This window comes from Paenibacillus sp. RUD330 (assembly GCF_002243345.2).
In the GTDB taxonomy this organism is placed as follows: Bacteria; Bacillota; Bacilli; order Paenibacillales; family Paenibacillaceae; genus Paenibacillus_O.
On record NZ_CP022655.2, the window covers coordinates 3,826,209 to 3,852,958 of the forward strand.

28 protein-coding genes are annotated in these 26,750 nt (G+C 61.3%); 3 read left to right on the forward strand and 25 right to left on the reverse strand.

Annotated elements, in window-relative coordinates:
• Positions 1-3 precede the first annotated feature (3 nt).
• The gene (locus tag CIC07_RS17385; RefSeq protein WP_076354344.1) at positions 4-936 is read right to left on the reverse strand and encodes a DUF421 domain-containing protein; all 933 of its coding nucleotides are present in this window, start codon (positions 934-936) and stop codon (positions 4-6) included.
• A 207-nt stretch (positions 937-1,143) separates the two neighbouring features.
• Here CIC07_RS17385 and CIC07_RS17390 point away from each other — a divergent pair, with 207 nt between their 5' ends.
• Positions 1,144-1,533, forward strand: a complete 390-nt coding sequence (locus CIC07_RS17390; protein WP_076354342.1) for a TIGR04086 family membrane protein — start codon at positions 1,144-1,146, stop codon at positions 1,531-1,533.
• A 114-nt stretch (positions 1,534-1,647) separates the two neighbouring features.
• A complete protein-coding gene (locus CIC07_RS17395; protein WP_234992873.1) occupies positions 1,648-2,475 on the forward strand; it encodes a phosphatase PAP2 family protein in 828 nt (275 codons plus the stop codon).
• Positions 2,476-2,545: 70 nt separating this feature from the next.
• Here CIC07_RS17395 and CIC07_RS17400 read toward each other — a convergent pair whose 3' ends face one another.
• Positions 2,546-3,427 (reverse strand): SDR family oxidoreductase, encoded by an 882-nt coding sequence (locus CIC07_RS17400; RefSeq protein ID WP_076354338.1) that lies wholly within the window; start codon positions 3,425-3,427, stop codon positions 2,546-2,548.
• Positions 3,428-3,549: 122 nt separating this feature from the next.
• Here CIC07_RS17400 and CIC07_RS17405 point away from each other — a divergent pair, with 122 nt between their 5' ends.
• The gene (locus tag CIC07_RS17405; protein ID WP_076354336.1) at positions 3,550-4,554 is read left to right on the forward strand and encodes a helix-turn-helix transcriptional regulator; all 1,005 of its coding nucleotides are present in this window, start codon (positions 3,550-3,552) and stop codon (positions 4,552-4,554) included.
• Positions 4,555-4,602: 48 nt separating this feature from the next.
• Here CIC07_RS17405 and yajC read toward each other — a convergent pair whose 3' ends face one another.
• The 23 genes from yajC to CIC07_RS17520 all read right to left on the reverse strand — a co-directional run bounded on the left by yajC (position 4,603) and on the right by CIC07_RS17520 (position 26,601).
• A complete protein-coding gene (gene yajC, locus CIC07_RS17410) occupies positions 4,603-4,968 on the reverse strand; it encodes a preprotein translocase subunit YajC (RefSeq protein ID WP_076354334.1) in 366 nt (121 codons plus the stop codon).
• A 38-nt stretch (positions 4,969-5,006) separates the two neighbouring features.
• Entirely contained in the window at positions 5,007-6,140 is a 1,134-nt protein-coding gene (tgt, locus tag CIC07_RS17415) for a tRNA guanosine(34) transglycosylase Tgt (protein ID WP_021879620.1), read from the reverse strand.
• Positions 6,141-6,157: 17 nt separating this feature from the next.
• A complete protein-coding gene (gene queA / locus CIC07_RS17420; protein ID WP_076354332.1) occupies positions 6,158-7,201 on the reverse strand; it encodes a tRNA preQ1(34) S-adenosylmethionine ribosyltransferase-isomerase QueA in 1,044 nt (347 codons plus the stop codon).
• Positions 7,202-7,205: 4 nt separating this feature from the next.
• Positions 7,206-9,311 (reverse strand): SpoIID/LytB domain-containing protein, encoded by a 2,106-nt coding sequence (locus CIC07_RS17425; protein ID WP_076354330.1) that lies wholly within the window; start codon positions 9,309-9,311, stop codon positions 7,206-7,208.
• A gap of 71 nt (positions 9,312-9,382) precedes the next feature.
• Positions 9,383-9,835 (reverse strand): thiol-disulfide oxidoreductase DCC family protein, encoded by a 453-nt coding sequence (locus tag CIC07_RS17430; RefSeq protein WP_076354328.1) that lies wholly within the window; start codon positions 9,833-9,835, stop codon positions 9,383-9,385.
• A gap of 45 nt (positions 9,836-9,880) precedes the next feature.
• Positions 9,881-10,882 carry a Holliday junction branch migration DNA helicase RuvB gene (gene ruvB / locus CIC07_RS17435; RefSeq protein WP_076354327.1) on the reverse strand — a complete coding sequence of 334 codons (1,002 nt, stop codon included), beginning with the start codon at positions 10,880-10,882 and terminating at the stop codon, positions 9,881-9,883.
• Between the two features lie 18 nt (positions 10,883-10,900).
• On the reverse strand, positions 10,901-11,524 hold the full coding sequence (ruvA, locus tag CIC07_RS17440) for a Holliday junction branch migration protein RuvA (protein ID WP_076354325.1): 624 nt from the start codon (positions 11,522-11,524) through the stop codon (positions 10,901-10,903).
• Complete coding sequence (gene ruvC / locus CIC07_RS17445) at positions 11,521-12,024, reverse strand: crossover junction endodeoxyribonuclease RuvC (protein ID WP_076354323.1); 504 nt, start codon at positions 12,022-12,024, stop codon at positions 11,521-11,523. The genes ruvA and ruvC overlap by 4 nt, the downstream gene beginning before the upstream one ends.
• A 235-nt stretch (positions 12,025-12,259) precedes the next feature.
• Positions 12,260-12,901 (reverse strand): BofC C-terminal domain-containing protein, encoded by a 642-nt coding sequence (locus CIC07_RS17450; RefSeq protein ID WP_076354322.1) that lies wholly within the window; start codon positions 12,899-12,901, stop codon positions 12,260-12,262.
• Between the two features lie 128 nt (positions 12,902-13,029).
• On the reverse strand, positions 13,030-14,880 hold the full coding sequence (locus tag CIC07_RS25710) for a LysM peptidoglycan-binding domain-containing protein (protein ID WP_076354321.1): 1,851 nt from the start codon (positions 14,878-14,880) through the stop codon (positions 13,030-13,032).
• Positions 14,881-15,180: 300 nt separating this feature from the next.
• A complete protein-coding gene (gene pheA / locus CIC07_RS17460; protein WP_076354320.1) occupies positions 15,181-16,047 on the reverse strand; it encodes a prephenate dehydratase in 867 nt (288 codons plus the stop codon).
• A complete protein-coding gene (thrB, locus tag CIC07_RS17465; protein WP_076354319.1) occupies positions 16,044-17,015 on the reverse strand; it encodes a homoserine kinase in 972 nt (323 codons plus the stop codon). Before thrB ends, pheA begins: the two co-directional genes overlap by 4 nt.
• On the reverse strand, positions 17,015-18,301 hold the full coding sequence (locus CIC07_RS17470) for a homoserine dehydrogenase (RefSeq protein WP_076356810.1): 1,287 nt from the start codon (positions 18,299-18,301) through the stop codon (positions 17,015-17,017). Before CIC07_RS17470 ends, thrB begins: the two co-directional genes overlap by 1 nt.
• Positions 18,302-18,378: 77 nt before the next feature.
• Positions 18,379-18,819: an ACT domain-containing protein gene (locus CIC07_RS17475; protein WP_076354318.1), complete on the reverse strand. Its 441-nt coding sequence runs from the start codon at positions 18,817-18,819 to the stop codon at positions 18,379-18,381.
• A gap of 229 nt (positions 18,820-19,048) precedes the next feature.
• Positions 19,049-19,723 carry a class I SAM-dependent methyltransferase gene (locus tag CIC07_RS17480; protein ID WP_076354317.1) on the reverse strand — a complete coding sequence of 225 codons (675 nt, stop codon included), beginning with the start codon at positions 19,721-19,723 and terminating at the stop codon, positions 19,049-19,051.
• A gap of 149 nt (positions 19,724-19,872) precedes the next feature.
• Positions 19,873-21,198 carry a GTPase ObgE gene (gene obgE, locus CIC07_RS17485; protein WP_076354316.1) on the reverse strand — a complete coding sequence of 442 codons (1,326 nt, stop codon included), beginning with the start codon at positions 21,196-21,198 and terminating at the stop codon, positions 19,873-19,875.
• Positions 21,199-21,211: 13 nt separating this feature from the next.
• Positions 21,212-21,946: a Spo0B domain-containing protein gene (locus CIC07_RS17490; protein ID WP_094248126.1), complete on the reverse strand. Its 735-nt coding sequence runs from the start codon at positions 21,944-21,946 to the stop codon at positions 21,212-21,214.
• Between the two features lie 121 nt (positions 21,947-22,067).
• Entirely contained in the window at positions 22,068-22,379 is a 312-nt protein-coding gene (gene rpmA / locus CIC07_RS17495; RefSeq protein WP_048744637.1) for a 50S ribosomal protein L27, read from the reverse strand.
• 20 nt (positions 22,380-22,399) lie between these two features.
• Complete coding sequence (locus tag CIC07_RS17500) at positions 22,400-22,735, reverse strand: ribosomal-processing cysteine protease Prp (RefSeq protein ID WP_076354314.1); 336 nt, start codon at positions 22,733-22,735, stop codon at positions 22,400-22,402.
• 12 nt (positions 22,736-22,747) lie between these two features.
• The gene (gene rplU / locus CIC07_RS17505) at positions 22,748-23,059 is read right to left on the reverse strand and encodes a 50S ribosomal protein L21 (RefSeq protein WP_021881561.1); all 312 of its coding nucleotides are present in this window, start codon (positions 23,057-23,059) and stop codon (positions 22,748-22,750) included.
• Between the two features lie 159 nt (positions 23,060-23,218).
• A complete protein-coding gene (locus tag CIC07_RS17510) occupies positions 23,219-24,499 on the reverse strand; it encodes an Rne/Rng family ribonuclease (RefSeq protein ID WP_076354313.1) in 1,281 nt (426 codons plus the stop codon).
• A 61-nt stretch (positions 24,500-24,560) separates the two neighbouring features.
• Positions 24,561-25,433, reverse strand: coding sequence for a M50 family metallopeptidase (locus CIC07_RS17515; protein ID WP_076354312.1), 873 nt, complete (start codon positions 25,431-25,433; stop codon positions 24,561-24,563).
• A complete protein-coding gene (locus CIC07_RS17520) occupies positions 25,426-26,601 on the reverse strand; it encodes a M23 family metallopeptidase (protein ID WP_076354310.1) in 1,176 nt (391 codons plus the stop codon). The genes CIC07_RS17515 and CIC07_RS17520 overlap by 8 nt, the downstream gene beginning before the upstream one ends.
• Positions 26,602-26,750 lie beyond the last annotated feature (149 nt).

Below are 26,750 nucleotides of genomic sequence, written 5' to 3' on the forward strand. Positions count from 1 at the left end.
CTTTTATTTTTTTCTGCGGTTCTCATCGACGAACAGCTCGCCTTTGTGGTCGATCGTACAGAAGAACACCTGATTCCACTCCGTAAGCCCTCTCTTGCGAAGCTGCTGCTTCAGCCAAAGACGGTTTTTCTCCAGCTTCTCCAGATTATGATCCATGACTCTGCCATCCATGATGAGCGGAACCGGCAGCGTTTCGAACCGATAAGCCGAAGGAAACGTAATTCCGCTTGACGATGAATCCTGCTGTTCCTTGCTCTTCCCTTGCTTGTCTTGCTTGTCTTGCTTGTCTTGCTTGTCTTGCTTGTCTTGCTTGTCTTGCTTGTCTTGCTTGTCTTGCTTTTTTTGCCCTCCGCCGGATGAGCTTGCCTGTCCGCTTTGTTGGTTTTGCTGTTGTTGGCCTTGTTGTTGGTTTTGTTGCTGTTGGCTTTGCTGGCCTTGCTGTTGGCTTTGCTGGCCTTGCTGGCTTTGGCCGGAAGACTGGGACTGGCTTTCCTTCGGGATGACGGACAGCTTGCCGCTCGTCTCGAGAATCGCGAACTCCACGTCCGCCACCCTCGCAACCTGGTTCTCCCTCAGCTGAAGCATAAGATCGTCGAGGTTGTAGCGCTGTTTCTTCATTTCCTTCTGGTTGAGCTTGCCGTCCGCGATGATGACGCTCGGCTTGCCGTCGAACAGCAGCCGGAGCTTGCGGTTTTTCAGGCCGATATAAGCGATCAGCACCTGAATGATCATCAGCACGGCCATCGGAACGATGCCCTCGATAACCGGCCGTTTCGTATCCTCGATGACAAGAACCGCGATTTCGGCGATCATGAACGAAATGACGAGGTCGAACACGCTCATTTTGCCGATTTCCCGCTTTCCCATCAATCTCATGATCAGGAACACGACAAAATAAATCAGGACGGTCCGCAGCAGCAGCGACCCATATTCCATGCTTTCGCCCCCCTTGGCCCAATCATCAAGCGTCAGATGGTATTGTCGCCCCCCCTGTCCGCAGCCATGCACAGCATGGCGCAATGAAATGTTGGCAATAAAGGCGAAACGAGGATTTGTCCTCTCCGCTGCAGGGCTGTACTAATTCCGGCGGCTTGACCATATGGTGAACTAAATACCATACCATCACTGGAGGGTGATTGCCGCATGAACCCGATTAAAAATGTGCAAAAAGTGCGTTTCGGCTCCCCCATGCTAGGAGGGCTGGCTTACTCCGGCTTATGGCTCGCTCTTGGAGCCCTGCTTCTGTCGCTCATGCTTTACGCGGGAAATCTCAGCGAGGATTCGCTTCCCGCCTGGGCGCTTGGCATTCACGGCACCGCGTCCTTATGCGGGGGCTTTACGTCCGGCAAGCGAAGCGGAGCCAAAGGCTGGTACCATGGCGGCCTGCTCGGCCTCGTCTACGGCCTTCTGGTGCTCGTGATCGGCTTTTTGGCAGCCGATGCAGGCATGTCGTCCAAAACCGGCATCCTTTTCCTCATTGTCGCTCTGGCCGGCGCATTCGGGGGCATGGTCGGCGTCAATTTGCGGAAATGACCCCCTGTGTAAACTTGTCTCGGGTATGCTATACTTGTTCTCGGTAATCGAACTGGTAACCAACTGGAATCGTCATCTTCCGGTGTATCAGGGGCAAGCTTAGGGGGAACCATAGTGGCAATCTTGACTTCAATGAATCAAATCACGCTGTATACGGTGCTGACATCCGCCGTATTGATCAGTTTCGGCACCGGCCGCAATCCGCTGCGCGCCGCTGGCGTCTTCGCCCGCAATCTCGCCGTCAATCCCAGATACTTGCTGCTGTTCGGCTCGCTGCTCGCCATCCTCTTCATGAACAAGCTCGAGCTGATCATCGAAAGCAAGATGAAGCATCAGACCGACTTCACGCCATTTGTCCAGCGGCTCGAAGGCGGCTTCGTGGAAGGATTCCAGCAGCTGTTCCATGCCGCATGGCTGACGCCGGTGCTGGCCTTTTTCTACGTTGTCGTCTTCCAGTCGCTGCTCGTCGCCTCGCTCGGCGTCTATATGTACCGCGACAAGACCGGACGGCAGTTCTCCGCGACCTGCTACGCGATCATGCTCAACTACCTGATTGCGATTCCGTTTTATCTGTTCATGCCCGTCAAGGAAGTTTGGGCTTTCAATCCAAACGTCCATTTCTATATGCTGGAGGCTTTTCCCGCTTTCGAAACGGTATACCGCGGCTTGTCCGGCCTGGACAACTGTTTCCCCAGCCTGCATACTTCCATCTCCGTGACGCTTGCCTTGCTGGGAGCCCGTTCCGGCATCAAGCGCTGGGCTTGGCTGACCGGCGTGACGGCAGCTGTCATTATTTTCACCATCTTCTATATGGGCATCCACTGGCTGACCGACATGCTCGGAGGCCTCTGCCTGGCAACCTTCGCCGTGTACATGGGCTATAAGCTGGCGGATTTGAAATCGCTGGCCAAACCGCTTCCATCCATTCATCCTTCGCGCTGAACCCCGTTCCGGCGTTGAATCCAGCTTTCAACAAGCACAAATAGGAGCCCTCGCGGCTCCTTTCGTGCTTTTACGGCTGATTCAGCAGCTTTTGCTCATGACGCCCCCAATGAGGCCGCGCTCCGTCCTCATCTGCAAATCCGTATCGTTCCGACAGCTCCCATGAGCTCAGATGCCTTCCGGACAGGTTCCCCTTCTCGGGGTCGGCCGCCAGGCAGGCCAGCGCCCTGCCTACATAAAGCGGAGTTTCCGACTGAAGGAAATTCGGATCCTTCCCGCCGGCGTCTCTCCAGTTCGCTTCCGTCACGCCGAAATGGGCCAGCATCTCCTCCGAACGCAAAAAACCCGGTGTCAACGAAACGGCGCTTATGCCGTAAGGCTTGAGCTCCTCCGCCAGTCCTGCCGCCATGTGGATGCCCCAGATCTTGGACAAGCTATAGGGCAGATTGCCCCGATACTTGTAATCGACGCCGTCGGTTATTTCCGCGATGAGGCCTGATGTGCTGCGGATCAGCAGCGGCATCGCCAAATGCGCCGCAATGTAATGGGTGTCGAGCACTCCGAGCTGCATGGCCAGCCCATCCTTCAGCGGAGATGCCCAGAAAGGCTTGCCCCAATGAGTCAGCCTTTCTCCTCCCCAAATATCGTTCACGAGGATATCCAGGCGTCCATGGGCCATTTCAATGCGCTTCATCAGCGCCTCCACTTCCTCCGGCACCGAATGATCGACTCGGACGGCAATCCCGATGCCGCCGCGGCTTTCAACCTTTTCAGCGGTCTCCTCGATCGTCTCCTTGCGGCCGATGGGGGAAGAGGACATCCGCGTCGTCCGCCCCGTCACGTATACCGTCGCTCCGGCTTCTCCGAGCGCCATCGCGATACCGCGGCCGGCTCCTCTCGTTCCTCCGGCTACGAGGGCGATCTTGTCCTTCAATGGCTTGTTCGGCGTCATGAATCCACTCTCCTTTTCCATATGAACCGCTCAGCGGCATTAGGTTCAGGTATAATCATATCCAACCATACACGACATCCTCTGTCTTATAGGATGAACCCTTATTGAAGGAGGCCTGTTCCATGCGCGGAGACCGGCTGCTTGCCATCCTGCTGACGCTCCAAGCCGAAGGAAAGCTGTCGCAGCGGGAGCTTGCCCGAAGGCTGGAGGTGTCCGAAAGAACGATCCAAAGGGATATGGACGCCTTGGGCTCGGCTGGAATTCCAGTCGTATCCGAACGGGGAAGCGCCGGCGGCTGGAAGCTGCTGGAGGGGTACCGCACGGATGCCACCGGCATGACCGGAGAAGAGTGGAAAGCCCTCATCCTGTCGTCGGGCAGCCGGGCGGCCCGCGATCTCGGTCTGGCGGATGCGCTCGAATCGGCGCTTCTCAAGCTGAGGGCAGCGGGTATGCCGGACAAGCCGGCCGTCGCCGCGAGCCTGACCGCCAAGCTTCATATCGACGCGGACGGCTGGCATGAGCTCCCGGAGCCGCAGCCGGAGCTCGCCCTCTTGTTCGAAGCCGTTTTGACCGATCAGCAAGTCGAGGCTTGGTACGAGCCGCGAAGCGGAGCCCAAGCCGGCCGCATGCGCTGCTTGCTGCCGCTCGGGCTGGTCATGAAGGGGAACGCTTGGTACCTGGCGGCCTCCGAGGGAGATGCCGTGAAAAGCTTCCGGACGTCCAGGCTGTCGGAAATCCGCTTGACGGGAACAGCTTTCGTGCGTCCTGCCGCATTCAGCCTGGCGGAATGGTGGCGGACTTCGGTGAGCCGCTTCCTCGATGGGCTTCCTTCCGTTCTTGTCACCTTGAAAGCTTCCCCGGAGGCTGTCGCCAGGATGCAAAAAATGAGGTATGCGCGGATTGCAGGCGTCCGATCCTCTGAACATGCGGTGTCTTCCGCCGAAATGGAGGAGACCGCTTCAAGCCCAGGCCAGCAGCTCGTCGATGTCCGCTTCGACACGCTGGACTATGCGGCCAGCGTTGTGCTCTCGCTGGCTCCCGAAGCCGAAGCGGTCGAGCCGCCGGAGCTGCGGCAGTGGGTATGCCGGCTGGCCGAGGCGGCTCTGGAAAAGCATCGAAACGCATAAAAAACCCTTCGGAGAACCGAAGGGTTTTTTGGAGCGTCGGGCTGCTGCTTAGAGCGTGCCTTCAGGATCCACTTTGTCGCTTTTGACTTCAAGCTTTTCTTCCGTCTTGGCTTCGACAGGAGCCGGAGCGCTGTTCAGGACGGATGCGATGGCGCTGCGTTCGAACGTCACTCGCGTCGTATCGTTGACCCGCAGAACGACCGTGTCGTCCGTCAGCTCCACGATCGTGCCGTGCATGCCGCCGATGGTGGCGATTTTGTCGCCTTTCTTGAGCGAGCCGAGCAGGGCGTTGCGCTGCTTTTGCTTCTTCTGCTGAGGACGGATCAGAAGGAAGTAGAAGACGACGAACATGAGGCCGAACATGAGCAGCATGGACATGCCGCCACCGCCGGCGCTACCGGAAGCCAGATACATATGTGTATACCCCTTTCAATATCGGAACGAGATTCTGGTTAAAACCCTTTGTCGTTGTCATGCAGGCCGTATTGGGTGAAGAATTCGTCCCGGAAATCAAGCAGCCTGTCCTCCATGATCGCCTGGCGCACTCCGCGCATCATCTCCAGCAGGAAATGCAGGTTATGGTAGGTCGTCAGCCTGATGCCGAACGTCTCGTCGGCCTTGATGAGATGCCGCAGATAAGCGCGGGAATAATTGCGGCAGGTGTAGCAGCCGCACTCCGGATCTAGCGGTCCGAGGTCCTCCGCGTACTTGGCGTTGCGGATGTTCACCCGCCCGCCGCTCGTCATCGTCGTGCCGTTGCGGGCAATGCGGGTCGGAAGCACGCAGTCGAACATGTCGACTCCGCGGATCGCGCCTTCGAGAAGCGCGTCGGGAGAACCGACGCCCATCAAATAACGCGGCTTGCCTGTCGGCAGGAGCGGAATCGTCTCCTCCAGCACCTCATACATGAGATGCTTCGGTTCTCCGACGCTCAAACCACCAATAGCATACCCCGGGAAATCCATGGAAGTCAAATCCGCCGCGCTCTGCTTGCGCAGATCGGCATGCATGCCTCCCTGGACGATGGCGAACAGCCCTTGGTCCTGCGGACGGGCATGGGCTTTGAGGCAGCGCTCCGCCCAGCGGGTCGTCCTCTCCAGCGAGTTTTTGATGTACTCGTATTCGGCCGGATACGGAGGGCACTCGTCGAATGCCATCATGATGTCGGAGCCGAGCGAGTTCTGGATCTCCATCGCCTTCTCCGGCGACAGGAACAAGCGGTCGCCGTTGAGATGGGAGCGGAATTCGACGCCTTCCTCGGTGATCTTGCGCATATTGCTCAGCGAGAACACCTGGAAGCCTCCGCTGTCCGTCAGAATCGGGCGGTCCCAGTTCATGAACTTGTGCAGGCCGCCGGCATTGCGGATCAGGTCGTGGCCCGGACGGAGCCACAGGTGATAGGTGTTGCTGAGAATGATATGGGCGTCCATCTCCTTCAGCTCTTCCGGGCTCATCGTCTTGACGGTGGCCTGGGTGCCGACGGGCATGAACGCCGGCGTCTCAATGACGCCGTGCGGGGTATGGACGCGGCCGAGCCGCGCCCCGGATTGCTTGCATACTTTGATCAGTTCGTAAGTTACAGCCACAGTTCACTCTTCCATTCCTAGTAGATAAACATCGCGTCGCCGAAGCTGAAAAACCGGTACTTCTCGTTGACTGCCTCCGCATAGGCTCGCAGGACATGCTCGCGCCCGGCAAGCGCGCTGACCAGCATGACCAGCGTCGACTTGGGCAGATGGAAATTCGTCAGGAGGGCGTCGACAGCCCGGAACTCATAGCCGGGATAGATGAAAATATCCGTCCAGCCGCTGCAAGCCTGAAGCCCGTCCGGATAACGCTGCGCCGCTGTCTCCAGCGTGCGGGCCGACGTGGTGCCGACGGCCACGATCCGGCCGCCGCGCTCCTTGGCGGCGCGGATCATCGCGGCGGATTCCTCGCTGAGCTCGTAATACTCGGAATGCATCACATGCTCCTCGATCGTGTCCGTGGACATCGGACGGAACGTGCCGAGACCGACATGCAGCGTCAGAGGAGCGATTCCGACTCCCATATCCCGCAGCTCCTGCAGGAATATCTGCGTGAAATGCAGTCCCGCGGTCGGAGCCGCCGCGGATCCCGCCTCGCGGGAATAGACGGTCTGATACCGCTCCCGGTCGTCCAGTCGCTCCTTGATATACGGCGGCAGCGGCATCTCGCCCAGCCTGTCCAGCAGCTCCTGGAAAATCCCGCTGTACTGGAACCGGACGACACGTCCGCCCATATCGCCTTCGCTTTCCACGACCGCGCGCAGCAGCGGCTCGCCGCCTTCGCCGGCGCCGAAAGCGATGACCGTGCCGGCCTTCAGCTTCTTGGCCGGCTTCGCCAGCGTCTCCCAGGCATCGCCTTCGAGCTGGCGGAGCAGCAGCAGCTCCGCCTTCGCTCCGGTATCCTCCTTGACGCCGAGCAGGCGGGCCGGCAGCACGCGGCTGTCGTTGATGACCAGCGTGTCTCCCTCGCGCAAATACTGCTTGAGATCCGTGAACCGATGATGGGCGATCTCTCCCGTGCGCTTGTCCAGAGCGAGCAGGCGCGAGGAGGTCCGGTCCGTCAAAGGGGTCTGGGCGATCAGCTCTTCCGGCAGGTGAAAATCATAATCTTCTACGTTCATGGCTTCAGCTTCCGTCCTTAGCGAGTTCAATCTCTTTGTAGTAGTATTTCAGAATGCGTTGGTAATCATACCCGGAATCGGCCAGGCTCTTGGCCCCGTATTGCGACATTCCGAGGCCGTGCCCGTTGCCGGTGCCCCGGATGAGCCATGTCTGCGACGCGGAGACGGGACGGATGGCGCCGGAGGCGTTCATGACCGTCAGACCGGCTCCGCCCGATGGCGATGCTTTGGCGCCGCCGGCTCCGAGCACCTGGACGGCCGCTCCCGTTTCCTTGACCGCCGAGGCGCCGCCGGCGCCGAGAAGCGACACCTGCCCGGCCGGCTCGATGGCGAACCTCGTGCTCGGCAGGCTGCCCATCACGGTCCGCAGGGAGTCCGGATACTTGACCGGAACGGCTTTGCCGTTCGCGTTCACCTGCATGACCCGCCCGGAAGGTCCGCGCGAGGCGACCTCCAGCGACTGGATCGGTCCGGATACGGCCGAGGTCGTCTTGCCCTTCATGGAATCCAGCAGCTGGGCCGAGGTGAACGGGCCGCGCATCCAGTTGAACTCATTGGACTGCGCGACCGTCTCCAGCACCGTGACCTTCGCCCCGGCGTCCAGCTTGTCCACCGGAGCCACGCCGTCCTGGATGAGAGGCAGCGGCCTCACATTCGTAGCGGCGGACTTGATGCGCGCGATGGCAGCCCCGGCCGCGTTCTTCTCGCCGGTCAGATCAGCCGTGTCGGACCGGATGAAGCCGGCGCCGCCGCTCGGAGCCATGACCCGGTACCATTTGTAGAGGCCGTTCTCGGAAGCATCGTCCGGGCTTTGGACCGGAGCCAGATACGCCACCTTGCTTCCCCATACTTCGGACGGATCCGCTGTATAACCTCCGGCGCTGGAAGAGAATACCGCCTCGATAGGCTTGCCCCCGCTGAGCATGACCAGCCCCTTCGTATCGTCGACCGCCTTGACGGTAGAGGCCTTCTCGGAGGCGACGCCGTTGTACGCCTGGCTGAGCGTCGTGTCGACGACGTGGGCGATGCCGAAGCCGGTCCCCTGATAGACGGCGTAGGAGCGGGCGGCCACGGCTTGCGCCTTAAGCGCCTCGATCGGCCAGGAGCCGGGCATTTCCCCGCCGACGACGGAATACAGATACTGCTCGAACGGAAGCTCGTTGATGACGGCAAGAGCGCTGTTGTAGCTGCTTAACTCGAACTGGCCTCTGTATGTACGGGCGTAGCGCTCGGCAAGTTTCACTCCTTGGGTCGAGGACGGCTGCACGACTGCCTTCGTGCCAGCCGGGAAGGTCAGCAGCATGCCGGCCGCACCTTCCTTCTGGGTGACGGACAAATCCCTCCGCTGCAGCAGATAATCCCCGGCAGCAGCCTGCTTCAGCCCGGCCGCCTCCGCGATTCCGGCCAGCCTGAGCTTCACGGCTTCCAGCGAAGCGCTGTCCGCCGCGGCTCCCACCATGACGGAATAACGGGTTCCGGAATCCGATGGCCGCAGGGCAAGGAAGGTATCCGTTCCGGAAGCGCTGAACGAAGCCATCGCGAGCCGCGCCTCCTGCTCGGACGCATAGGCGGCCGTCTCCAGGTGAAGCGGTCCGCGCACGGACGCGCCGCCGCCGAAGGCCTTCACCGTCGCGTTGGCGTTCCATTTGGCAAGAGCGGTCCCGGCCGCAGCTGCGGAGGAGTAGGAGCCTTCCGACACTTGGTAGGAAGTGCTTCCTCCGCGGTCCACCGCCTCCAGCACGGCGTTGCCTCCGGCTGTCTGAACGGCTTTGAATACGGCGAGCGCGGCCGCGAAGGAGCTGTTCTCTCCCAGCAGGACGGAGTGGTTCTCCAAGGCCACCCTCGCTGTCGCGCCGCCGACAACGGAAGTCAGCGGCTTGGGTGCGCCCCCCTGGCTGATTCCGACGGCGAGCCCGCCGTCCGAGCTGAATGTCGCCGCAGGAATCGAGAGCGTATATTTGTTCGGCACGGTGATGAACAAGCCGACGCGGATCGTGTCCATGACCTCGATCCCGTCCGCTTCCGCCTTGGGAGGCAAGTAGAGGCAGCCGCCCAGAACGGCGGCTGCCAGCAGGCCTTTGGGGAGAATTCGGGCTATCGGTCTGTTCATGGTTCTCTCCTTCCGTGTGCTCCGCGTTCTCTCGGCGATGAGCCGGAGCGCAGCGGGCACCTTACAGAGTCTTATCGGTCTTTGTCTCCGGAGGGGACTCGGCATTCGTCCGGGGAACAGGCTTCATCCGCCTTCCCGAACCAGTCATAGCGGCGATTGGCGATATAGCGGTATATCCGGTCTCCAAGACGGCTCATGCCCGGCAGCCGGTACAGCCAGCCTGCCGGTCCGAAGCCTGGAACCGTGCGCAGGATGCGCACGACGGCGTCGCTGCCCGCATACAAGCGCCCGGCGCCGTCAACGACATGCATCCTGTCCCTCAGAGCTTCCTCTCCGACGTCCATCATCCGCTCGGCGGCCAGGCCCTGGAGCCGGTCCAGATGCTGCAGCGGGACAAACGTCAGCTCCGCCCTCGAGCCCAGGCGCCCCAGCCTGTCGACCGAGGCGAGGCAGAGGTTGCACTGGCCGTCGTAGATGACGGTCAATGCGCTGTCTTTAGCGGCGCCGGGCCGTTGCTCCTTCATCGGCGGATCCTCCCTCCGGCCATGCGGGCATGTCTGCCTCAGCCTTTATTCCGGAACGGGCAAGCCCAGATGGCGATAGGCGAGCGGAGTGACGATGCGGCCCCGCGGGGTGCGCTGCAGGAAGCCGATCTGCATGAGATACGGTTCGTACACATCCTCGATCGTCTGGCTTTCCTCGCCGATCGTCGCCGCGATCGTATCGAGGCCGACGGGACCGCCGCGGTAGTTGGCGATCATCGCCTGCAGCATCTTGTGGTCGATCCGGTCGAGTCCGAGCGGATCGACCGCGATCAGCGACAGCGCCTGCTTGGCGAGCTCGTCGGTAATGATGCCGTTTCCGCGCACCTGCGCGAAATCGCGAACCCGCTTGAGCAGCCGGTTGGCGATCCGTGGGGTCCCCCGCGAGCGGAGGGCGATCTCGGAGGCCGCATCGCCGACCATGCCGACCTCCAGAATCTCGGCGGAGCGGGAAATGATGAACGCCAGCTCGTCCGTCCCATAAAACTCCAGCCGGCTGACGACTCCGAAGCGGTCGCGCAATGGGGCGCTGAGCAGCCCGGCGCGGGTCGTGGCTCCGATCAGCGTGAACGGGGGCAGGTCCAGCCGCACGGAGCGCGCGCTCGGACCTTTGCCGATCATGATGTCCAGGCAGAAATCCTCCATCGCCGGGTACAGCACTTCCTCCACGGAGCGGTTCAAGCGATGGATCTCGTCGATGAACAGCACGTCGCCCTCCTGAAGGTTCGTGAGCAGGGCGGCCAGATCTCCCGGCCGCTCGATCGCCGGGCCGGAAGTCGTGCGCAGGTTGACGCCGAGCTCGTTGGCGATGATGTTCGAGAGTGTCGTCTTGCCGAGTCCCGGCGGGCCGTAGAGCAGCACATGGTCGAGAGCTTCCTTGCGGAGCTTGGCCGCCTCGATGAATACCTTGAGGTTGTCCTTCACCTGCGACTGGCCGATGTATTCGGACAGATACCTCGGACGGAGGCTGTACTCGACTGCCTGGTCTTCCATCATCAGATTGGCGGAAATGATGCGATCGTCTTCCATGCAAAACCTTCCTTTCCGCTATCCCTTGAACAGCTGCTGCAGCGCCCGCTTCATGAGCGCGTCCACGGTCTCTCCGGGCTGCTGCGAGCCGCCCATGCCCGCCCAGGCGCGGTCCAGCTCCGAAGCCGTATAACCGAGGGCTCCAAGCGCTTCCCTCGCTTCGCCCCAGACGTTCTCGCCTGCGGCGGCTACCGCCGCACCGCCCGCGGCCTCCGCTTCCCATGCGAGCTCGATGGAAGCCGAGGTGATCTGCAGCTTGTCCTTGAGATCAAGGATCATCCGCTGGGCCGTCTTCTTGCCGATGCCGGGCAGCCTGGTGAGGAAGCTCAAGTCCTCGCGATGGATGGCGGAGATGACCGCCTCCGGGCGGCCGCCGGCCAGAATGCCGACCGCGACCCTAGGCCCGATGCCGGACACCTCGAGCAGCTTGCGGAACAGCGCCTGCTCCTCCCTCGTCTGGAAGCCGAACAGCTGAGCCGCGTCCTCGCGCACATGGTGGTGGCAGTAGACGGTGACAGGCTCCTCCCCGCGGGCGTACGCGTAAGGGTTGGGCGTATAAATCTGGTAGCCGACATCCCGGACGTCGACGACGATATAATCCGTATCCACATAGGCCACACGGCCTTTTACAAAATCGATCATCTGCGGCGCACCTCGTTTATCTTGGACATCATGCCGGAAGCATGGGCATGGCAGACGGCAACCGCCAGCGCATCGGCGACGTCGTCGGGCTTGGGCACCTTGGCCAGCTTGAGGAACATCCGCACCATCTCCTGCACCTGGCGCTTCTCGGCCTTGCCGTAGCCGACGACGGCCTGCTTGACCTGCATCGGCGTATATTCCGAAATGGGAAGCCCCCGCTGGGCGGCGGCCAGTATGATGACGCCCCTGGCTTCGCCGACCGTGAAGGCCGTCGTCACGTTGCGGTTGAAGAACAGCTTCTCGACGGCAACGGAGTCCGGCTTGTATTTGTCCATCAGAGCCGAAGCGGATTCGTAGACCTGCTTGAGCCGCACCTCATGGGGCGTGCCGGCTTCCGTCTCGATGGAGCCGTATTGGACCGGCGTAAGCTTCATGCCGTCCTTGTCGATGAACCCGAATCCCGCGATGGCGATGCCGGGGTCGATCCCTAAAATCCGCATCGCGCACTCTCCTTGTATGAAAGCTGGACAATGAAATCTATCTCTATGTAGCGAAAAACAGACTCTATCTATTATAACAGGAAGTGGATGACATGAGAACAAGCGTTTCAGACCGCGGCCGAAAAGCAAAAAAACGCCTTTTCGCAAAGGCGCTCGGAGAATGGGCATGCCGGACTGGAGGATATGCTTTCCCATCGTTCGAAGGAGCCGCTCTCCATGGTCCGAACGAACGGAATCAGTAGGCGCGCTTCATCGCTCCTCTGGATCTCTCCAGGGCAAAGTCGTTGTACGTCGACAAGACGCTGTTGAACTCGTCCCTGTCCTGGACGCGGATGCCGCTCAGCAGCTTGTCCCTTTCCTGCTTGGGCAGCGTGCTTTCCATGTACTGCAGATCGAGCTGGAAAAACGTCTTCATGACCTTCTCGTCGCTCGGAGGACCTTCGAACAACGTCAGGCTTCCCCCGTCGTCCACCCCGAAAGTCGCGCTTTGCTTGCAGGCTTCGGACAGATCGTCGACTCGCTCGGTCACGACGACGCCGCCTTTATCATCGATTCCGGCTTCCCAGCCGGGGTGGCTGCCGAGCAGCTTCAGCACGGAGGGCGGATCCATGACGCCGAGCGGACGGATCTCCTCGCCGCATAGATAGACCCTCTTCATCGTGACCGCGGCAGATGCCCCGCCCTCCAGAAAGGAAGAGATTCCCTCTTGCGCCATGTCCGGCACGCTCCCATCGGCCGCCTCGGCTCCGGAAGAGCCCAGCAGAAGCGCTGCGGGAAGCAGAAGCGCGCAGGCCAGGCTGAGCGGCGAGCGGCCGCGCCTGCGCCTCAAGTATTTCCGTTTCAGATGGTTCCAGATGCTGATTGACAACATGGTCATCCATAGCCCCTTCTTGGCATTTTCAGCTAGTCTGCCTTTCGGCTGGATGAATTATGCAAGCATAAAAAAGAACCGGGCTGCGAGCCCACCCGGTTCGGTTCCATGAACATTCCCATGCTCGGCTTCCGTCAGCGGTTGATCCAGGGCTTGCTGCCCTTGGAAGCTCGGGGAGCCGGCCGGGAAGCGCTGCGGATAACCGCTTTTTTGGGCTGCTTGCGCGCGGCCGCCGTGCCCGTTTTGGCCGGCTTCGCTTCAGCCTTCGACTTGGTCTCCGGCTTGCCTGCGCCTGCCTTCTCAGCCGCCTGCGCCTCCTCCTCGTCCCTGTCTCCGCAGCAGGAAGGCTGGACCGCTACCGGAGCAGCTTCCTGCAGCGCCGCCCCTCCATACCCCGGATTCACGCCGTAGCCCTGCACGGCGGCCGTCTGCGGCCAGCCTCCCGGAGAGGCTGGATACCCTTGAGCCTCCGCGCCCCAGCCCGGGTATCCAGGCCACTGGGCAGGACTTGCGCCGGCGCTTGCTCCCGCGGCATTCCACTTGCCGCCGCCGTCGTAATTGTACGGACCGGGAACGGCCGCTCCTGCCGCCGGCATGATTCCCTGAGGATAACCTCCCCCGCCATAGACATGCGCTCCGTTGTTCTGAGCGCCATATCCTGGATGGCCGTATCCGCCGCCATATCCTTGAACTTCCGCTCCATAACCCGGATGGCCGTATCCGTTGCCATACCCTTGCGCTTCCGCTCCATAACCCGGATGGCCGTATCCGCCATACCCTTGCGCTTCCGCTCCATAGCCCGGATGGCCGTATCCGCCGTATCCTTGCGCTTCTGCGCCATAACCCGGATGGCCGTATCCGCCATGTCCGTATGCGCCGTATCCGGGAGGGTAGCAATCCTGCATGCCGGCTAACGCAGTTCCATAACCGTCATACCCTGCGCTTCCCGCCTGGGAGCCATAACCGTCTCCCGGCGTCTGCGCGGCTCCCTGCACGATGCCTCCCGGGTGGCCGTACCCTTGCTGATGCCCCGCGATGCCATAGCCGGCCGGGTAGCCGGCCATCCAAGGAGAGGCGGCGGCATAAGGCTGCTCGACGGAAGCTCCGGCGGCCGGAGAGAATGCCGCCGGCCAGGCGTTATGCGCTCCGTAGCCATCCATTTGGCCGCCCAGTCCGGGGAGCTCTTGCCCGTATCCCGCGGAATGCGCGCCATGTCCGCCCTGCGGGTAGGCATTCCCGTACCCGGAGCCCTTGCCGTAAGACCCGGCTTCAGGCTTCGAATACCCGCTTCCGTAGGATGGAGCCGGAGCATATTCGGGCATTTTGGGAAGCTCATACAGCGGAGCGACCGCCTCGACGGCCGGAACCTTTTCCTGCGCGAAAGGATGGATCGCCTTCTCCGTATAATGGGATTCATAAGGCTTCGCGTATGTCTTCTCCTCGGCCGGAAGCGCAGGCGGCACAGGAGGGGCGGGCGGTAGGACAGGAACCGGCTCGGGCGGCTTCACAGCCGTCGGGGGCTTCACCGCGGCGGGAGGCTTCTCCTCGATGGGCGCCGTGTTCTTTTTGCCGTCGACGATCGGTCCCGTGAACGCTTTTCCTCCCGCATGGCCGTGATGCTCGGCCTTATGCTCGGGGGATAGTCCCGTCGATTCCTTCTGCTTTGGAATATTGACCGTATCCCCGACATGGAGCGCATCCGGATTCGTCAGCTGCGAGTTGGCCTTGATGAGCTCGTTCAGGGGCACTCCCCAAGCCTTCGACAGCTTCCAGAGCGTATCCCCCGCTTTCACCGTGTACTTGTGGATCAAGCCGCCGCTCCACGGCTTTTCCCCTTCCGAAGGAACCTTGATTTTGGCGCCGATCTGCAAATTCTTGTCATCGGTCACGGATGGGTTGAGCTTCTTCAGCTCCTCCACCGTCACCCCGTATTTCTGGCCGATGAGGTAAAAGGATTCTCCCTCTTTGACAATATGGATTTTCACTAGCCGACTCCCTCCTCTTCGCATGCTGTGCGCAGCGGCAGGACTGCAGCCTATCTGCCCGTCGTTACATCGTATGCAGCGATTGGGCGTCTGTCTCCCTTTTCAGCAAAAAAATACAAGCCCTGCCGGGAATCGCACCGAATATCCATGCGGATCGCAGCTGGCTCGTATTCCCGCGGCTTGGTCCCGAACGCAAAAAAGGGCTGTTCGCAAGCCAAGAAAATGGCCGCGGACAGCCCCTGCACTTATCGGAGCATCACGTACTCAGAGAATAACTAATGCTCAGGTTTCGAAAAAGGATCAATCCGCCGTGCTGCCGAAGCTCGGATAGGTGCCGAGCACCCTCACCTGGCAGCCGATCGCTTCGATCTCCTGCAGCGCCGCCGGCAGGAGGACCGTGTCCAGAGCCATCTCGATGTCGATGACGAAATGGTAGGTGCCCAGACGTTTTTTGGTCGGACGGGATTCGATCCTCCCGAGGTTGATCCTTCGCCAAGCGAAGGCCGACAGCACCTGATGGAGCGCTCCCGGGTAATCTTCCGGCAAGGTGACGAGAATGGACGTCTTGCGGACCGGGGACTGGCGCAGCTCGAACGGCTTCGGACCGGCCAGCAGGAAGCGGGTGTAGTTGTTGTCGTGATCCGTCACCCGCTCGCGCAGCACGTCCAGGCCGTAGTGGGCCGCCGCAAGCGTGAGTCCGATCGCAGCCCAGCCCTGGCCTGGATTCTCCGATACGATCCGCACCGCCTCCGCGGTGCTGCTGACCGGCTCCCACTGGGCATGCTGGAGATGGCCGCGCAGGAAGCTCTGGCACTGGGCCAGCGCGACGGGATGGCTGAACACCTTGACGATGCGGCCGTACTCCGGCTCTCCTCCCGCTCCAAGCAGCTCGTCCTTGCGGCCGATCAGCTGCTGGCGGGACGGATAGATCCATTCCGCCTGGATCGGCAGATCCACTTCGTGCAGCAGCCAGTCCATATGGAGGTTGACGGAGCCCTCGATCGTATTCTCGATCGGAATGACGCTGTAATCGGTCCTTCCTTCCGCCGTGGCAAGGAAGACATCGGATATCATCGGGTAATAGACTCTCTCGGCGTCCTCTCCGCACAGGCTGCGGGCAGCCTCGTCGGAGGTGGAGACGACCGGAAGCAATGCGACTTTGATCATGAATGAACTTCTCCTTTGATACGCTCTACGAAGGGCAGGGCGGGATCGCCGCCCTCAAGGACGGCAGCGCCGGCGGAATCGGGCTGCAGCAGCATCAAGTCCGCCTCAACGCCGGCAGCGGACAAGGTCGAGAGCAGGAACGCCTCCAGCTCTCTCGTTCGCGGGCTTCCGTTCTCGATCAGGGCGAGCAGCGTCGGACCGGCGCCGCTCAGCGCGGCTCCGAGCGCTCCATGATCCGCGGCGCCCTCGAGAACCTCCGCCATGCCCGGAATGAGCGCAGCCCGGTAAGGCTGATGCAGCTTGTCCTTCATCGCATGGCGGATCATGTCGAGCCGGCCGCCGGCAAGAGCGGCCACAAGCAGCGAGCTGCGGCCGATGTTATGCACCGCGTCGCTCATCGCCAGCCGCTCCGGCAATGCATGCCGGGCTTTCTCGGTCGAGAGCTGGAAGCGCGGAACGGCCACGAGAGCGGCAAGTCCGGCCGGCGGCTCGATGCGCAGGCAGTCCGCCCGCGTGCCGTCCCAGGCCGCCGCGATGATGCCGCCGAACAGCGAGGCTCCGACATTGTCGGGATGCCCTTCCAGGCGGGCGGCGATCTGGAGCAAGGCATCGCGGTCGAGGCCGCCTCCTGCCAGCTCGCTGGCGGCCGTCAGAGCGCCGACGATGGCGCTCGCGCTGCTGCCGAGGCCGCGGGTGAGAGGGATATCGCTGTACATGTCGATTTCCAGCTCCGGCAGATCGGTGCCCGTTTCCTGAAAGACGAGCTGCGCGACCTCGTAGATCAAATTGCTTTTGTCCAGCGGGATGCCTTCAAGCCCTTCCCCATGCAGCCGGATGACCGTAGCCTTCTCCGCCGGCTTCATCCCGATCCATGTATAGAGCGACAGCGCCATGCCCAGGCAGTCGAAGCCGGGTCCCAGATTCGCCGTGCTGGCCGGGACTCGCACCAGCACGCTTCGCATGCCCATCAGCCTTCCACCCGGTAGACGCTCTTCACGTTCTGGATGACGTCCAGCGTCTGGAAGGCGTCCAGCACTTTATTCATGGCGGCCTTGCTGGCATTATGGGTGATGACGATGATCTCCGCTTCCTTCAGCTCCGCATTCGGCTGCTGGATGACAGATTCGAGGCTGACTTCGTATTCGGCGAACACTTGCGTAATCTGGGCGAGAACGCCGGCTTTGTCCGCGACATGGAGCCGGAGGAAGTTCTTGGACGAGATCTGCTCGTCGGTCTTGAGCCGCTTCTCGTTGTAGGAAATGACGCCCTGCTGGCCGTTGACGCCGATCTTCAGGTTTTTCACCACGGACACGAGATCCGCCACGATCGAGGTCGCCGTCGGCAGCTCTCCGGCGCCCGCGCCGTAGAACATCGTTTCCCCGACAGCCTCGCCATGGACGTACACGGCGTTGAACACCCCGTTGACCGAGGCGATCGGATGGGTCGTCTTCACCATCGTCGGCTGCACGCTGACGCTGATCGACTCGTCCTGGCGCTCGGCGATGCCGAGCAGCTTGACCTCGTAGCCGAGCCGCTTCGCGTAGGCGATGTCTTCCTTGGAGACGGAGGAGATGCCCTTGACCGACACGTCTTCCAGATTGACTTCCGAGCGGAAGCCGAGCCGGGAAAGAATCGTCATCTTGCGGGCGGCATCCAGCCCTTCCACATCGGAGGTCGGGTCGGATTCGGCGTAGCCGAGATCCTGGGCCTCCTTCAGCACATCTCCGTAGGAAGCTCCCTCCTGGCTCATTTTCGTCAGGATGTAGTTGGTCGTGCCGTTGACGATGCCCATAATTTTGGTGATGCGGTCCGAGGAGAAGCCTTCGTTCAGCGTACGGATGATCGGAATGCCGCCAGCCACGCTGGCTTCGTACAGAACGTCGCAGCGCTGCTCGCTGGCTCTGGCAAGAATCTCGCGGCCATGCAGCGCCATCAGATCCTTGTTGGCCGTGACGATATGCTTGCCGCGCGAGAGCGCTTCGAGAATATACTCCTTCGTGCTCTCGATGCCGCCCATAACCTCTACGATGACATCGATCTCCGGATTGCGGATGATCTCCCATGGATCGGTCGTCAGCTTGGCCGCGTCGATGCCGATCGTCCTCGTCTTCTCGACATTCTGCACGAGCACCTTCTCGATCTCGATCGGAGATCCGACCTGGCTGCGCAGATCCGCCTGATGGCCCTCCACGATCCGCACGACTCCCGTGCCCACCGTTCCTAGTCCGAGCAATCCTACCTTAACCGGCTTCATCGCCATTCCCCCGTTCCTGTTCCTAGTCGCCGTGCTTAGCAGCCGATCCGGCATATAGAGCCGGACGCAGCGCTTTCCTATCCCTGGCCGATGACCGAAGCCCGCTTGACGCCCGGCACCAAGCGGAGTTCATCCACGAATGCGAACACTTCATCCTTCATCGGGGCCGTATCGACCGACAGCACCACATTGGCCGAGCCTTGCAGCGGAATGCTCTGATGGATCGTCAGCACGTTGCCGCCGCGGGCAGCGAACATACTGAGCACTTGGGACAGTATGCCGGCCCGGTGCTCCAGATCGATGGACACCGTAATGATCGACCCCCGCTCCAGCTCCCCCAGCGTCAACACGCCTTCCCGATACTTATAGAACGCGCTGCGCGACAGATCCGCCTTCTCCACCGCCTCATGGATGGTGGCCGCCTCGCCGCGCGCCAGCATCTCCTTGACCGCGATCGTCTTGATGATGGCTTCGGGCAGCAAATCCTCGCGGACGACATAATATCGCTCCGTCAACATTTCGTCCTCCCAGCGTAGACAGATGTACTCCCATAGAGGACATTATACGGAAAACCGATCCTTTCGGCAACCGTTGATTTCATGCCCGATGTTCGTTTTAACGAATTTATGTACATTATAACGCATAAACGGAAATTGGAAAAGCCGCCCGATCGCCAATCATTGGGCAGCTGCTCCCCTCTCGCTATTTATTCGCATGGTTCTTGGCAGTACAAAAATAACCGGTTCTTTATTTCACGGCGCAGAACACCGCAAAATCCCGATATCTATAGACGCAGTCGACGCTGGAGAAGCCCGCTTCCTCCATCCAGCGAAGCTGCTGGGACACTTTCGCGTTGATGTCGACTTCCCGTCGGAGCACGGAGGCGTCCGCCTCCTCCGCCGCCAAGCGGCCGTCATAAATATCCTTCAGCCACTGCTCCCGGTACAGACGGTCGAACAACGGGGACTCCGCCGCGGCTTGATCGGCATTGACGAAACGGCCTCCGTCCTCAAGCCGCGCCTTCACGCTGCCGAACAACAACCGCTTGTCCTCATGGCGCAGATGATGGATGGCCAGCGAGGAGACGATCAGGTCGTAAGGTCCATTCGGCAGCTCGCCCGTCATGTCCGCCTGCACGAAATCGACTCGGCTGTCGCCCACGAATCGTTCTCTCGCTTTGTCCAGCATGCTTGCCGTGAAATCCGCAAGCGTGATATGCGCTTTCGGGTACCGCTGCCTCATGAAGGAGGACATCAACCCCGTTCCCGCGCCTAAATCCAATATTCTCGGCTCCGCTGCGGAGCTGTCGGCGGCCCAGGCCGCCATCCCGTACAAATCGTCGAAGCAAGGAATCAGCATTCTCCGCTGTGCGTCATATCGGGAGGATACCGCATCGAACTGCTGCCGAACCCGATCTTCCATCGCTGCCACCCCTTTCTTTTCTTCGTCCCATCATAAGGGAATTCATTATTGTTTTGAAATATAAATTAACCATTAGTCTATAGGAACAGTCTATAACAATGCAAAAGAAAAGGCCCGGATTTCTCCCGGCCCGATTTCCTGCTTGCCTCTTATTCCGGAGAGTATTCGCCTCCCTCGAAAAATTCGAACACGAATTCGCCGAGATGCACCGTATCTCCATCCTTGGCTCCGATTTTCCGCAGCGCGGAATCGACGCCCATCTTGCGCAGCATGCGGCCGAAGCGGTTCACGGCGTCATACGAGTTGAGGTGGATCCGTTTGAGCTGACGCTCGAACGATTCGCTCTCCACGACGTAGTAGTCGTTCTCGCGGTAAACGCGGAACGGCTCTTCCTTCTTCTCGGTATGGCGGTAAATTTTCCGCTCCTCGACTTCCTTGACCTCCTCGAGCTCAGGCGCTTCCGGAATCTCATCCAGCTTCGCGGCTGCCTTGTAGAGCAGCTCCTGGATGCCTTCCTTGGTCAGCGACGAGATGGGAACGATATCGTAGGTCTGGCCTTCCTCATCGCGTTCCGCCAGCTTCTGACGGAACTGCTCCAGATTCGCGGCGGAATCGGGCATGTCCATCTTGTTGGCTGCGATGATCTGCGGACGCTCGGCGAGCTTGGCGTTGTAGAGCACGAGCTCCTCGTTGATCTTCAGCCAGTCCTCGAACGGATCGCGTCCCTCGGTGCCCGACATGTCGACGACATGGATGATGACCCGGGTGCGCTCGACATGGCGCAGGAACTCATGGCCGAGGCCGACGCCTTCATGCGCGCCTTCAATCAAGCCCGGCAAGTCGGCCATGACGAAGCTGCGGCCCTCTTCGACATCGACAACGCCGAGGTTGGGCGTAATCGTCGTGAAGTGGTAGGCGCCGATCTTCGGCCTGGCGGCGGATACGATCGACAGCAGCGTCGATTTGCCCACGCTCGGGAATCCGACGAGCCCGACATCGGCCATGACCTTGAGCTCCAGCACGAGCCAGCGCTCCTGGCCCTCCTCGCCCTTCTCCGCGATTTCGGGAGCGGGGTTGCTGATCGTCGCGAAGCGCGGGTTGCCCCGTCCGCCCCGTCCGCCTTTGCCGACGATGACCTGTTGTCCGTGGCGAGTCATATCCCCTACAATTTCGCCGGTGTCGTCATCGATGATGATCGTTCCCGGGGGGATGCGCACGATCGTATCCTCGGCTCCCGCTCCATGCATGCTCTTCGGACGGCCCCGCTCGCCGCGGTCGCCCTTGAAGTGCTTCTGATAGCGGAAGTCCATCAGCGTGCGCAAGCCCTCGTCCACACGGAAGATGACATTGCCTCCACGGCCGCCGTCCCCGCCGGCCGGACCGCCCTCGGGCACGTATTTCTCCCTCCGGAACGATACGATGCCGTCTCCGCCGTCTCCGCCTTTGACAAATATTTTTGCTTTATCGACAAACATGATTAGCCTCCAATTATGCGCAGAGCGGAGCCTTAAGCAGCACATGGCGGAACTGCTTCAGGCTGACGGCCTGCAGCGGGGTTCCGCGCAGACGCTGCTCCAATTTATCTACCAGCTCATCCCCGTCGCGCAGCTCGCCGGCGAACTCCAGCTCCACCATCAGCTCATCGGCTGCGCGGGACAGCTTCAGCACCAGGACGGCAGGATCGCCGATTCCGGGCTTGACGCCGAAGCGATAAGCGTTAATGACTTCGATCAGGGCATCAGCGGTCCGGTCTCTGTCCAGCTGGAGATCCTCCAGCGTGAGGTTGTCCTCGACATCCACCTCAAGCACCAGGTTGTGGCTGAGCGTGCGGAAAGATTGCAAGTAGGCGACGAGAGACGGAATGCCGAGGTGAGCGATCCTGCTCTCCACCGCCATCTTGTCCCGAATCCGTTCCACGCTGGCTGCAGCCCTCTCCAGCTTGCCGATGCGGATATAGCCGTACAGCACCTGCAAATCGTTCATCCAGTCATGCCGGTGATGATTCAGCGTACGGATGGAGGCTTGCTGCTGGAGCGCGGAGGCGCGCCTGGCGCGGTCCTCATGCTCCTTGCGCTCCTGGACGATCCAGAAGGCAGCTGCGGCAACGGCCCACAGAATGAACAAAATATGCGTCCATAGAAAGGAAGGCCGAATGATCACGCCTGCTGCAGGCAGCAGGACAGACCCCGCTGCATACAGCTTAGCCGATCCGATGCGATTCATACGTTTATCCCACTTTCTGCCTTAAGGATGCCCTGGCCAGCCAATTCCGTATGCAGCCGGCAATTTGTTGACAAAAAAACCCGGCCTGTTCAAATCAGGCCGGGTCGCGTCTCTCGTGAACTTAAGCTTCTACTGCTGCAGCTACCGGAGCCAGATCAACGGGGTAAACGCTGGCTTTCTTGCGGTCGCGTCCCCAACGCTCGAACTTGACGACGCCGTCGATCAGAGCGTACAGCGTGTCATCCTTGCCGATGCCCACGTTGTTGCCCGGGTGGATCTTCGTTCCGCGTTGACGGAACAGGATGCTGCCCGCGCTTACGACTTGGCCGTCAGCACGCTTGGCGCCGAGGCGCTTCGATTGGCTGTCGCGTCCGTTCTTCGTGGAGCCTACGCCCTTTTTGGAAGCGAACAACTGAAGATTCAGTTTCAACATGTCGGTGTCCTCCCTTCTCGTTAAACTAGCTCTTCGTTCAAGGTGATGAATCGGCTGTAGGAATCGGCGATTCCGCTCAGCATCACCACCATGGATTCCAGAAGCAGCTGAACCCGGCCATCGGCCGTCTCGTCCTGCAGGGCTGGAATTTCCGATTGGAGCCATCCATTCTTCATGACGGCCGGCAGGACGACGCCTGCCAAGGCCTCAATAGAATTCACGGTGCCCACCGTAACGGCGGATACACCTGCGCATACGATATCTTTGCCCGCTTTGGCATATTTCGCGTGCCCCTTGACGGAGAAGGCGGTAATATGCCGGTCACCGGACCTCCGGATAAACGTAACCACAATCATGAGAGCACCGGCTTACGCTTGGATGCTTTCGATCGTGACTTTCGTGTACGGCTGACGGTGGCCTTGCTTGCGGCGGTAGTTCTTCTTGGCTTTGTACTTGTAGACGATGATCTTCTTGCCTCTGCCGATTTTCTCGACCTTGCCGGAAACCGTAGCTCCGGAAACGATCGGGGAACCCGTCACGAGACCTCCGTCCTTGGATACGGCCAGGACGCGATCAAACGTTACCGTATCGCCTTCGCCGGCGTTCAGCTTCTCGATGTAGAGAACGTCGCCTTGCTGAACTTTGTATTGCTTGCCGCCTGTTTCGATAATTGCGAACATGGATGGTGCACCTCCTTGTAGTCGAAGACTCGCCTGGAAAAGGTGGGGAAATCGAGTAGCGAGATCCCAGCTTGAAAACCCGTCCGGTGCGGTACCATATATGTCCTCGGGGGACATACACCAAAGTAGTGTACCATATCCTAGGCGCTCATACAATAGCTATGTCGAAGCTCGTCCATCCTGGCCGCCCTTCGCGCGCGGGGAGAGACCGACGTACCGCTGCCCGCTCCCGCCGCAGCTGCCGCAGATCTCGTGGAACTTGGGCCCGATGCTCTTGCGCGTCTTCTTGCGGGTGATCTCGAGCAGGCCGAGCCGGGTCCAGCCGTGGACCTGGCATTTGCTGCGGTCGTCCCGCGAGGCGTCCTCGAGCTGATGGCGCACCTTCTCCCGATGGATGCCGTCCTCCATGTCGATGAAATCGACGATGATGATGCCGCCCACGTCGCGCAGCCGGAGCAGGCGGGCGATCTCGCGGGCCGCCTCCATGTTCGTGCGGAACACCGTATCCTCCAGCCCGCTTGTTCCGGTGAACTTGCCCGTGTTGACATCGATGACCGTAAGCGCCTCGGTCTGCTCCCAGACGAGGTAGCCGCCGCTGGGCAGCCAGATCCGTGTCTGGAAGGCCGCGCTCAGCTGCTCGGCGACCCCATGCTGCTCGAAGAGGGTCTTGCCGCCTTGCTTGTCCGCCAGATGAAGCCTCGCCTCGCTGCCCGGCGCCAGCTCATGAACCAGCTTGAGCGCCTCCTCGTAGCGGGACCGGTCGTCGAAGTACACCTCCGTGCCGGGCGTGAAGGCGTCGCGGAACGTCCGCCTCATCAATGCCGCCTCGCGAAGGACCGGCTGGGGCGACTTGAGCCCTTTGGCCTTCTTCACCACCGCTTCCCAGCTTTCCCGGAGCTGCATCAGGTCATGGCGCAGCGAATGCAGGTTCTCGCCGGCCGCCACGGTCCGCAGGATGATGCCCTCGCTGCCTCTGCGCAGCTCCTCGCCGACGCCTCGGAGCCTGCTGCGCTCGCTCTCGGCTCCGATCTTCTTGGATACGCCGACATAATCCGCGCCCGGCATGTAGACCAGCCATCTTCCCGGCAAGGAAAACTGAGTCGTTACCCGGGCTCCCTTGCCGCCGATCGGCTCCTTGATGACCTGCACGAGCAGCTCCTGGCCGACGCGGACCAGGTCCGCGATGGCCGGCTTGTCCTTGCCGTGATCGGCAGCAGGATGGAGCAGCTCGTCGATATACAGGAACGCGTTCTTGGCCAGGCCGATATCGACGAATGCCGCCTGCATGCCAGGCAGCACGTTGACGACGCGCCCTTTGTACATATTGCCGACCAAACCGCCCTCCGATGCATCCTCCATGAAAAACTCCATGACGCGCCCGCCCTGAAGCACCGCCGTCTGCAGCAGCGCACCGTTCGCCTGAATCAGCATTGTCCTCATGATATGACGGTGACACCTGCCCCCCGCGGTCTTTGCAAGACCGTTCGATTTGCCTCTTATTCTACCTCAAAAGGTCGGAAACTGCACGATCTCCCGTCAAATATCCTTCGATGATCCTCTGCTCCGGCAGCACCTTCACGATCCGGCCCCGCTCCTCCATCACGTAGACGAGATGATAATGGTCCCGCAGGAACATCCTCGCAGTCGTCCAGACCGGATGCCGCTGCGTCACGACGATCGGCCTCGACCGGACGCCTTCCCGGATCCGCCTTCTCGCCCCGCGTTCCCTGTTCACGAGAAACCGCAAGAATAGGAACGGGATATGCTTCCGGTAAGTCCAATTGGTCGCCAGCAGAAACAGCCCTACCGCCAGCAGATTGGCCTGGATGCCGCTGCTGCGGTGAAGCTGCGGCAGCAGCGCGTAACCGATCATGACGAGGCTGAACGCCATTCCGGTCCATGCGCTCAGCCTCAGCGTGGAATAGAAGGTCAAGCGGAGCCCGCAGGCGATCCGGAGCAGCCTGCCGCCGTCCAGCGGATAGATCGGCAGCAGATTGAAGGCGAGCAAGAGCAGGTTCGCGTGCACCAGATAGTCCGCCCAGCCCGCGTCCATCCATCCAAGCGAGCCCAGCACCCAGGCCGCGGCCGCCATCCATACATTCTGGAGCGGTCCGGCCAGCGCGATGACCGCCTCCTCGCGCGCCGGCGCTCCCGGCTTCTCCTCGAGCTCGGCTACGCCTCCGAACGGCAGCAGCTTGATTTCCCTGATTCTCCATCCGTATCCGTAGGCTGCCGCCGCATGTCCCAGTTCATGGACGAAAACGAGCGTGAAGAGGGTAAGGAGCTCGGCAAGATAACCTGTCATCACCGACAACAGCATCAGCACGGCGAACAAGGGATGAAGGCTCCACCTCACTCCCCGGATGTTAATCAAGCGGAACCACTTCCGCCGGGTCGACGTAGCGGTCGTTGTCCTTCACCGCAAAATAGAGCAGGGGCAAGCTTCCGTCCGCTGCCGCGGATCCCATCCTGCCGATCTCCTGCCCGGCCGTCACCCAATCGTTCACCTGCACGCCGGCCTCGCCGAGCTGGCCGTAATAGGTCGTGCGGCCGTCGGCATGCTGGATGACGATCGTCGGTCCCTTGGCGTCGTCGGCCGAGACGACCTGGACCCGTCCCTGCTCGGCCGCCCTTACCGCTTCTCCGGCCTGCCCCGCCATCTCCACGCCGCCCAGCGACTCGGCGAACGTCTTCACGACGGCGCCGCCTTCAAGCGGCGATACCGTTTCCGGCTTGACCGTTCCTCCAACGCTTGCCGTCTGCTCCCCGTCCCGGATGCCGAAGCCGGGAATGAAGGAAGGCGCCCCTGCGAACACCTGGCTGTACCAGCCCGCTATCCGCGTGAAATCCATCTGCTCGGTCAGCGCTTCGGTCACCAGCGCCTGCCCTTGCCTCGCGGCTCCGCCGCTGAGCTGGAACAGCCCCCACACAGCCCCGAACAAGGCAGCGGAGAGCAGCAGCTTCACCTGGAGCTCCCGGCGGAAGCCGCCGGTCCCGCCGCTTCCGCTCCGGCTCCCGCCGGAACCGGAGCGGCTCCCGGATGCGGGCGTCCTCCCTTCCCGCTTGCGGAAAGGAGCCGACAGGCTGCCGCTCGCCTCCTCCAGCCGCTGCCAAGGATTGGCGCTGCGCTTCCATTCCAGCTCGGGATCCTTCTCGGACGGGAGCGGCCAGGCTTCCTGCCACAGCTCGTCCGGCTCGGCGTCAAACGCTTCCGGCGGCGGAGCATACACCCGGGTGCCGTAAGGTCCTGCGCCGCCTGCGCCTCCGTTATTTGGGGCGGATGTCCCTCCGGAACCGAATGCCCCTTGCTTTCGAGAGGAGCCCGAGAAGGCGCGTCCAGCCTCCGCATCCTTCTCGTACCGCGAGGCAGCCGGACGCATCCCCGCGCCGGTTCCGCTCTCCGTCAACTCCCGGATCCTTTCCTGGCGGCGCTCGCGGTTGCCCGTCCCGATCGCCTCCGCTTCCTCATGCCTGCGGCCGCCGTTCAAGCGGCGCCGGGTCGAAAAATCGGCATCGAACCTTCCCTTGTTTCCCGCATCCATCCTTGTCCCGCTCCCTTCGGAATCTCCGCCGCCGGTTAGGATGGCGGAGGCTTGTTCCTTATCCTTATGAGCAGGCTTATCCAAGTATGCGGAAGGTGCGGGCCAGGCTCGGCACGCGCGTCACGGACAAAATGAAAAAGGATGCCGGG

What these genes read in the sequence shown, in the direction of transcription:
- CIC07_RS17400 (WP_076354338.1), bottom strand. Translation starts at nt 3,427, where the DNA reads ATGACGCCGAACAAGCCATTGAAGGACAAGATCGCCCTCGTAGCCGGA.
- ruvC (WP_076354323.1), bottom strand. Translation starts at nt 12,024, where the DNA reads ATGCGGATTTTAGGGATCGACCCCGGCATCGCCATCGCGGGATTCGGG.
- CIC07_RS17390 (WP_076354342.1), top strand. Translation starts at nt 1,144, where the DNA reads ATGAACCCGATTAAAAATGTGCAAAAAGTGCGTTTCGGCTCCCCCATG.
- CIC07_RS17470 (WP_076356810.1), bottom strand. Translation starts at nt 18,301, where the DNA reads ATGAAGCCGGTTAAGGTAGGATTGCTCGGACTAGGAACGGTGGGCACG.
- CIC07_RS17520 (WP_076354310.1), bottom strand. Translation starts at nt 26,601, where the DNA reads ATGGATGCGGGAAACAAGGGAAGGTTCGATGCCGATTTTTCGACCCGG.
- CIC07_RS17480 (WP_076354317.1), bottom strand. Translation starts at nt 19,723, where the DNA reads ATGGAAGATCGGGTTCGGCAGCAGTTCGATGCGGTATCCTCCCGATAT.
- ruvB (WP_076354327.1), bottom strand. Translation starts at nt 10,882, where the DNA reads ATGGAAGACGATCGCATCATTTCCGCCAATCTGATGATGGAAGACCAG.
- CIC07_RS17430 (WP_076354328.1), bottom strand. Translation starts at nt 9,835, where the DNA reads ATGAAGGAGCAACGGCCCGGCGCCGCTAAAGACAGCGCATTGACCGTC.
- CIC07_RS17510 (WP_076354313.1), bottom strand. Translation starts at nt 24,499, where the DNA reads ATGAGGACAATGCTGATTCAGGCGAACGGTGCGCTGCTGCAGACGGCG.
- yajC (WP_076354334.1), bottom strand. Translation starts at nt 4,968, where the DNA reads ATGTATCTGGCTTCCGGTAGCGCCGGCGGTGGCGGCATGTCCATGCTG.
- ruvA (WP_076354325.1), bottom strand. Translation starts at nt 11,524, where the DNA reads ATGATCGATTTTGTAAAAGGCCGTGTGGCCTATGTGGATACGGATTAT.
- thrB (WP_076354319.1), bottom strand. Translation starts at nt 17,015, where the DNA reads ATGGGCATGCGAAGCGTGCTGGTGCGAGTCCCGGCCAGCACGGCGAAT.
- CIC07_RS17425 (WP_076354330.1), bottom strand. Translation starts at nt 9,311, where the DNA reads ATGAACAGACCGATAGCCCGAATTCTCCCCAAAGGCCTGCTGGCAGCC.
- rplU (WP_021881561.1), bottom strand. Translation starts at nt 23,059, where the DNA reads ATGTTCGCAATTATCGAAACAGGCGGCAAGCAATACAAAGTTCAGCAA.
- queA (WP_076354332.1), bottom strand. Translation starts at nt 7,201, where the DNA reads ATGAACGTAGAAGATTATGATTTTCACCTGCCGGAAGAGCTGATCGCC.
- pheA (WP_076354320.1), bottom strand. Translation starts at nt 16,047, where the DNA reads ATGATCAAAGTCGCATTGCTTCCGGTCGTCTCCACCTCCGACGAGGCT.
- CIC07_RS17385 (WP_076354344.1), bottom strand. Translation starts at nt 936, where the DNA reads ATGGAATATGGGTCGCTGCTGCTGCGGACCGTCCTGATTTATTTTGTC.
- CIC07_RS17475 (WP_076354318.1), bottom strand. Translation starts at nt 18,819, where the DNA reads ATGTTGACGGAGCGATATTATGTCGTCCGCGAGGATTTGCTGCCCGAA.
- rpmA (WP_048744637.1), bottom strand. Translation starts at nt 22,379, where the DNA reads ATGTTGAAACTGAATCTTCAGTTGTTCGCTTCCAAAAAGGGCGTAGGC.
- CIC07_RS17490 (WP_094248126.1), bottom strand. Translation starts at nt 21,946, where the DNA reads ATGAATCGCATCGGATCGGCTAAGCTGTATGCAGCGGGGTCTGTCCTG.
- CIC07_RS17500 (WP_076354314.1), bottom strand. Translation starts at nt 22,735, where the DNA reads ATGATTGTGGTTACGTTTATCCGGAGGTCCGGTGACCGGCATATTACC.
- CIC07_RS17405 (WP_076354336.1), top strand. Translation starts at nt 3,550, where the DNA reads ATGCGCGGAGACCGGCTGCTTGCCATCCTGCTGACGCTCCAAGCCGAA.
- CIC07_RS17450 (WP_076354322.1), bottom strand. Translation starts at nt 12,901, where the DNA reads ATGACCATGTTGTCAATCAGCATCTGGAACCATCTGAAACGGAAATAC.
- obgE (WP_076354316.1), bottom strand. Translation starts at nt 21,198, where the DNA reads ATGTTTGTCGATAAAGCAAAAATATTTGTCAAAGGCGGAGACGGCGGA.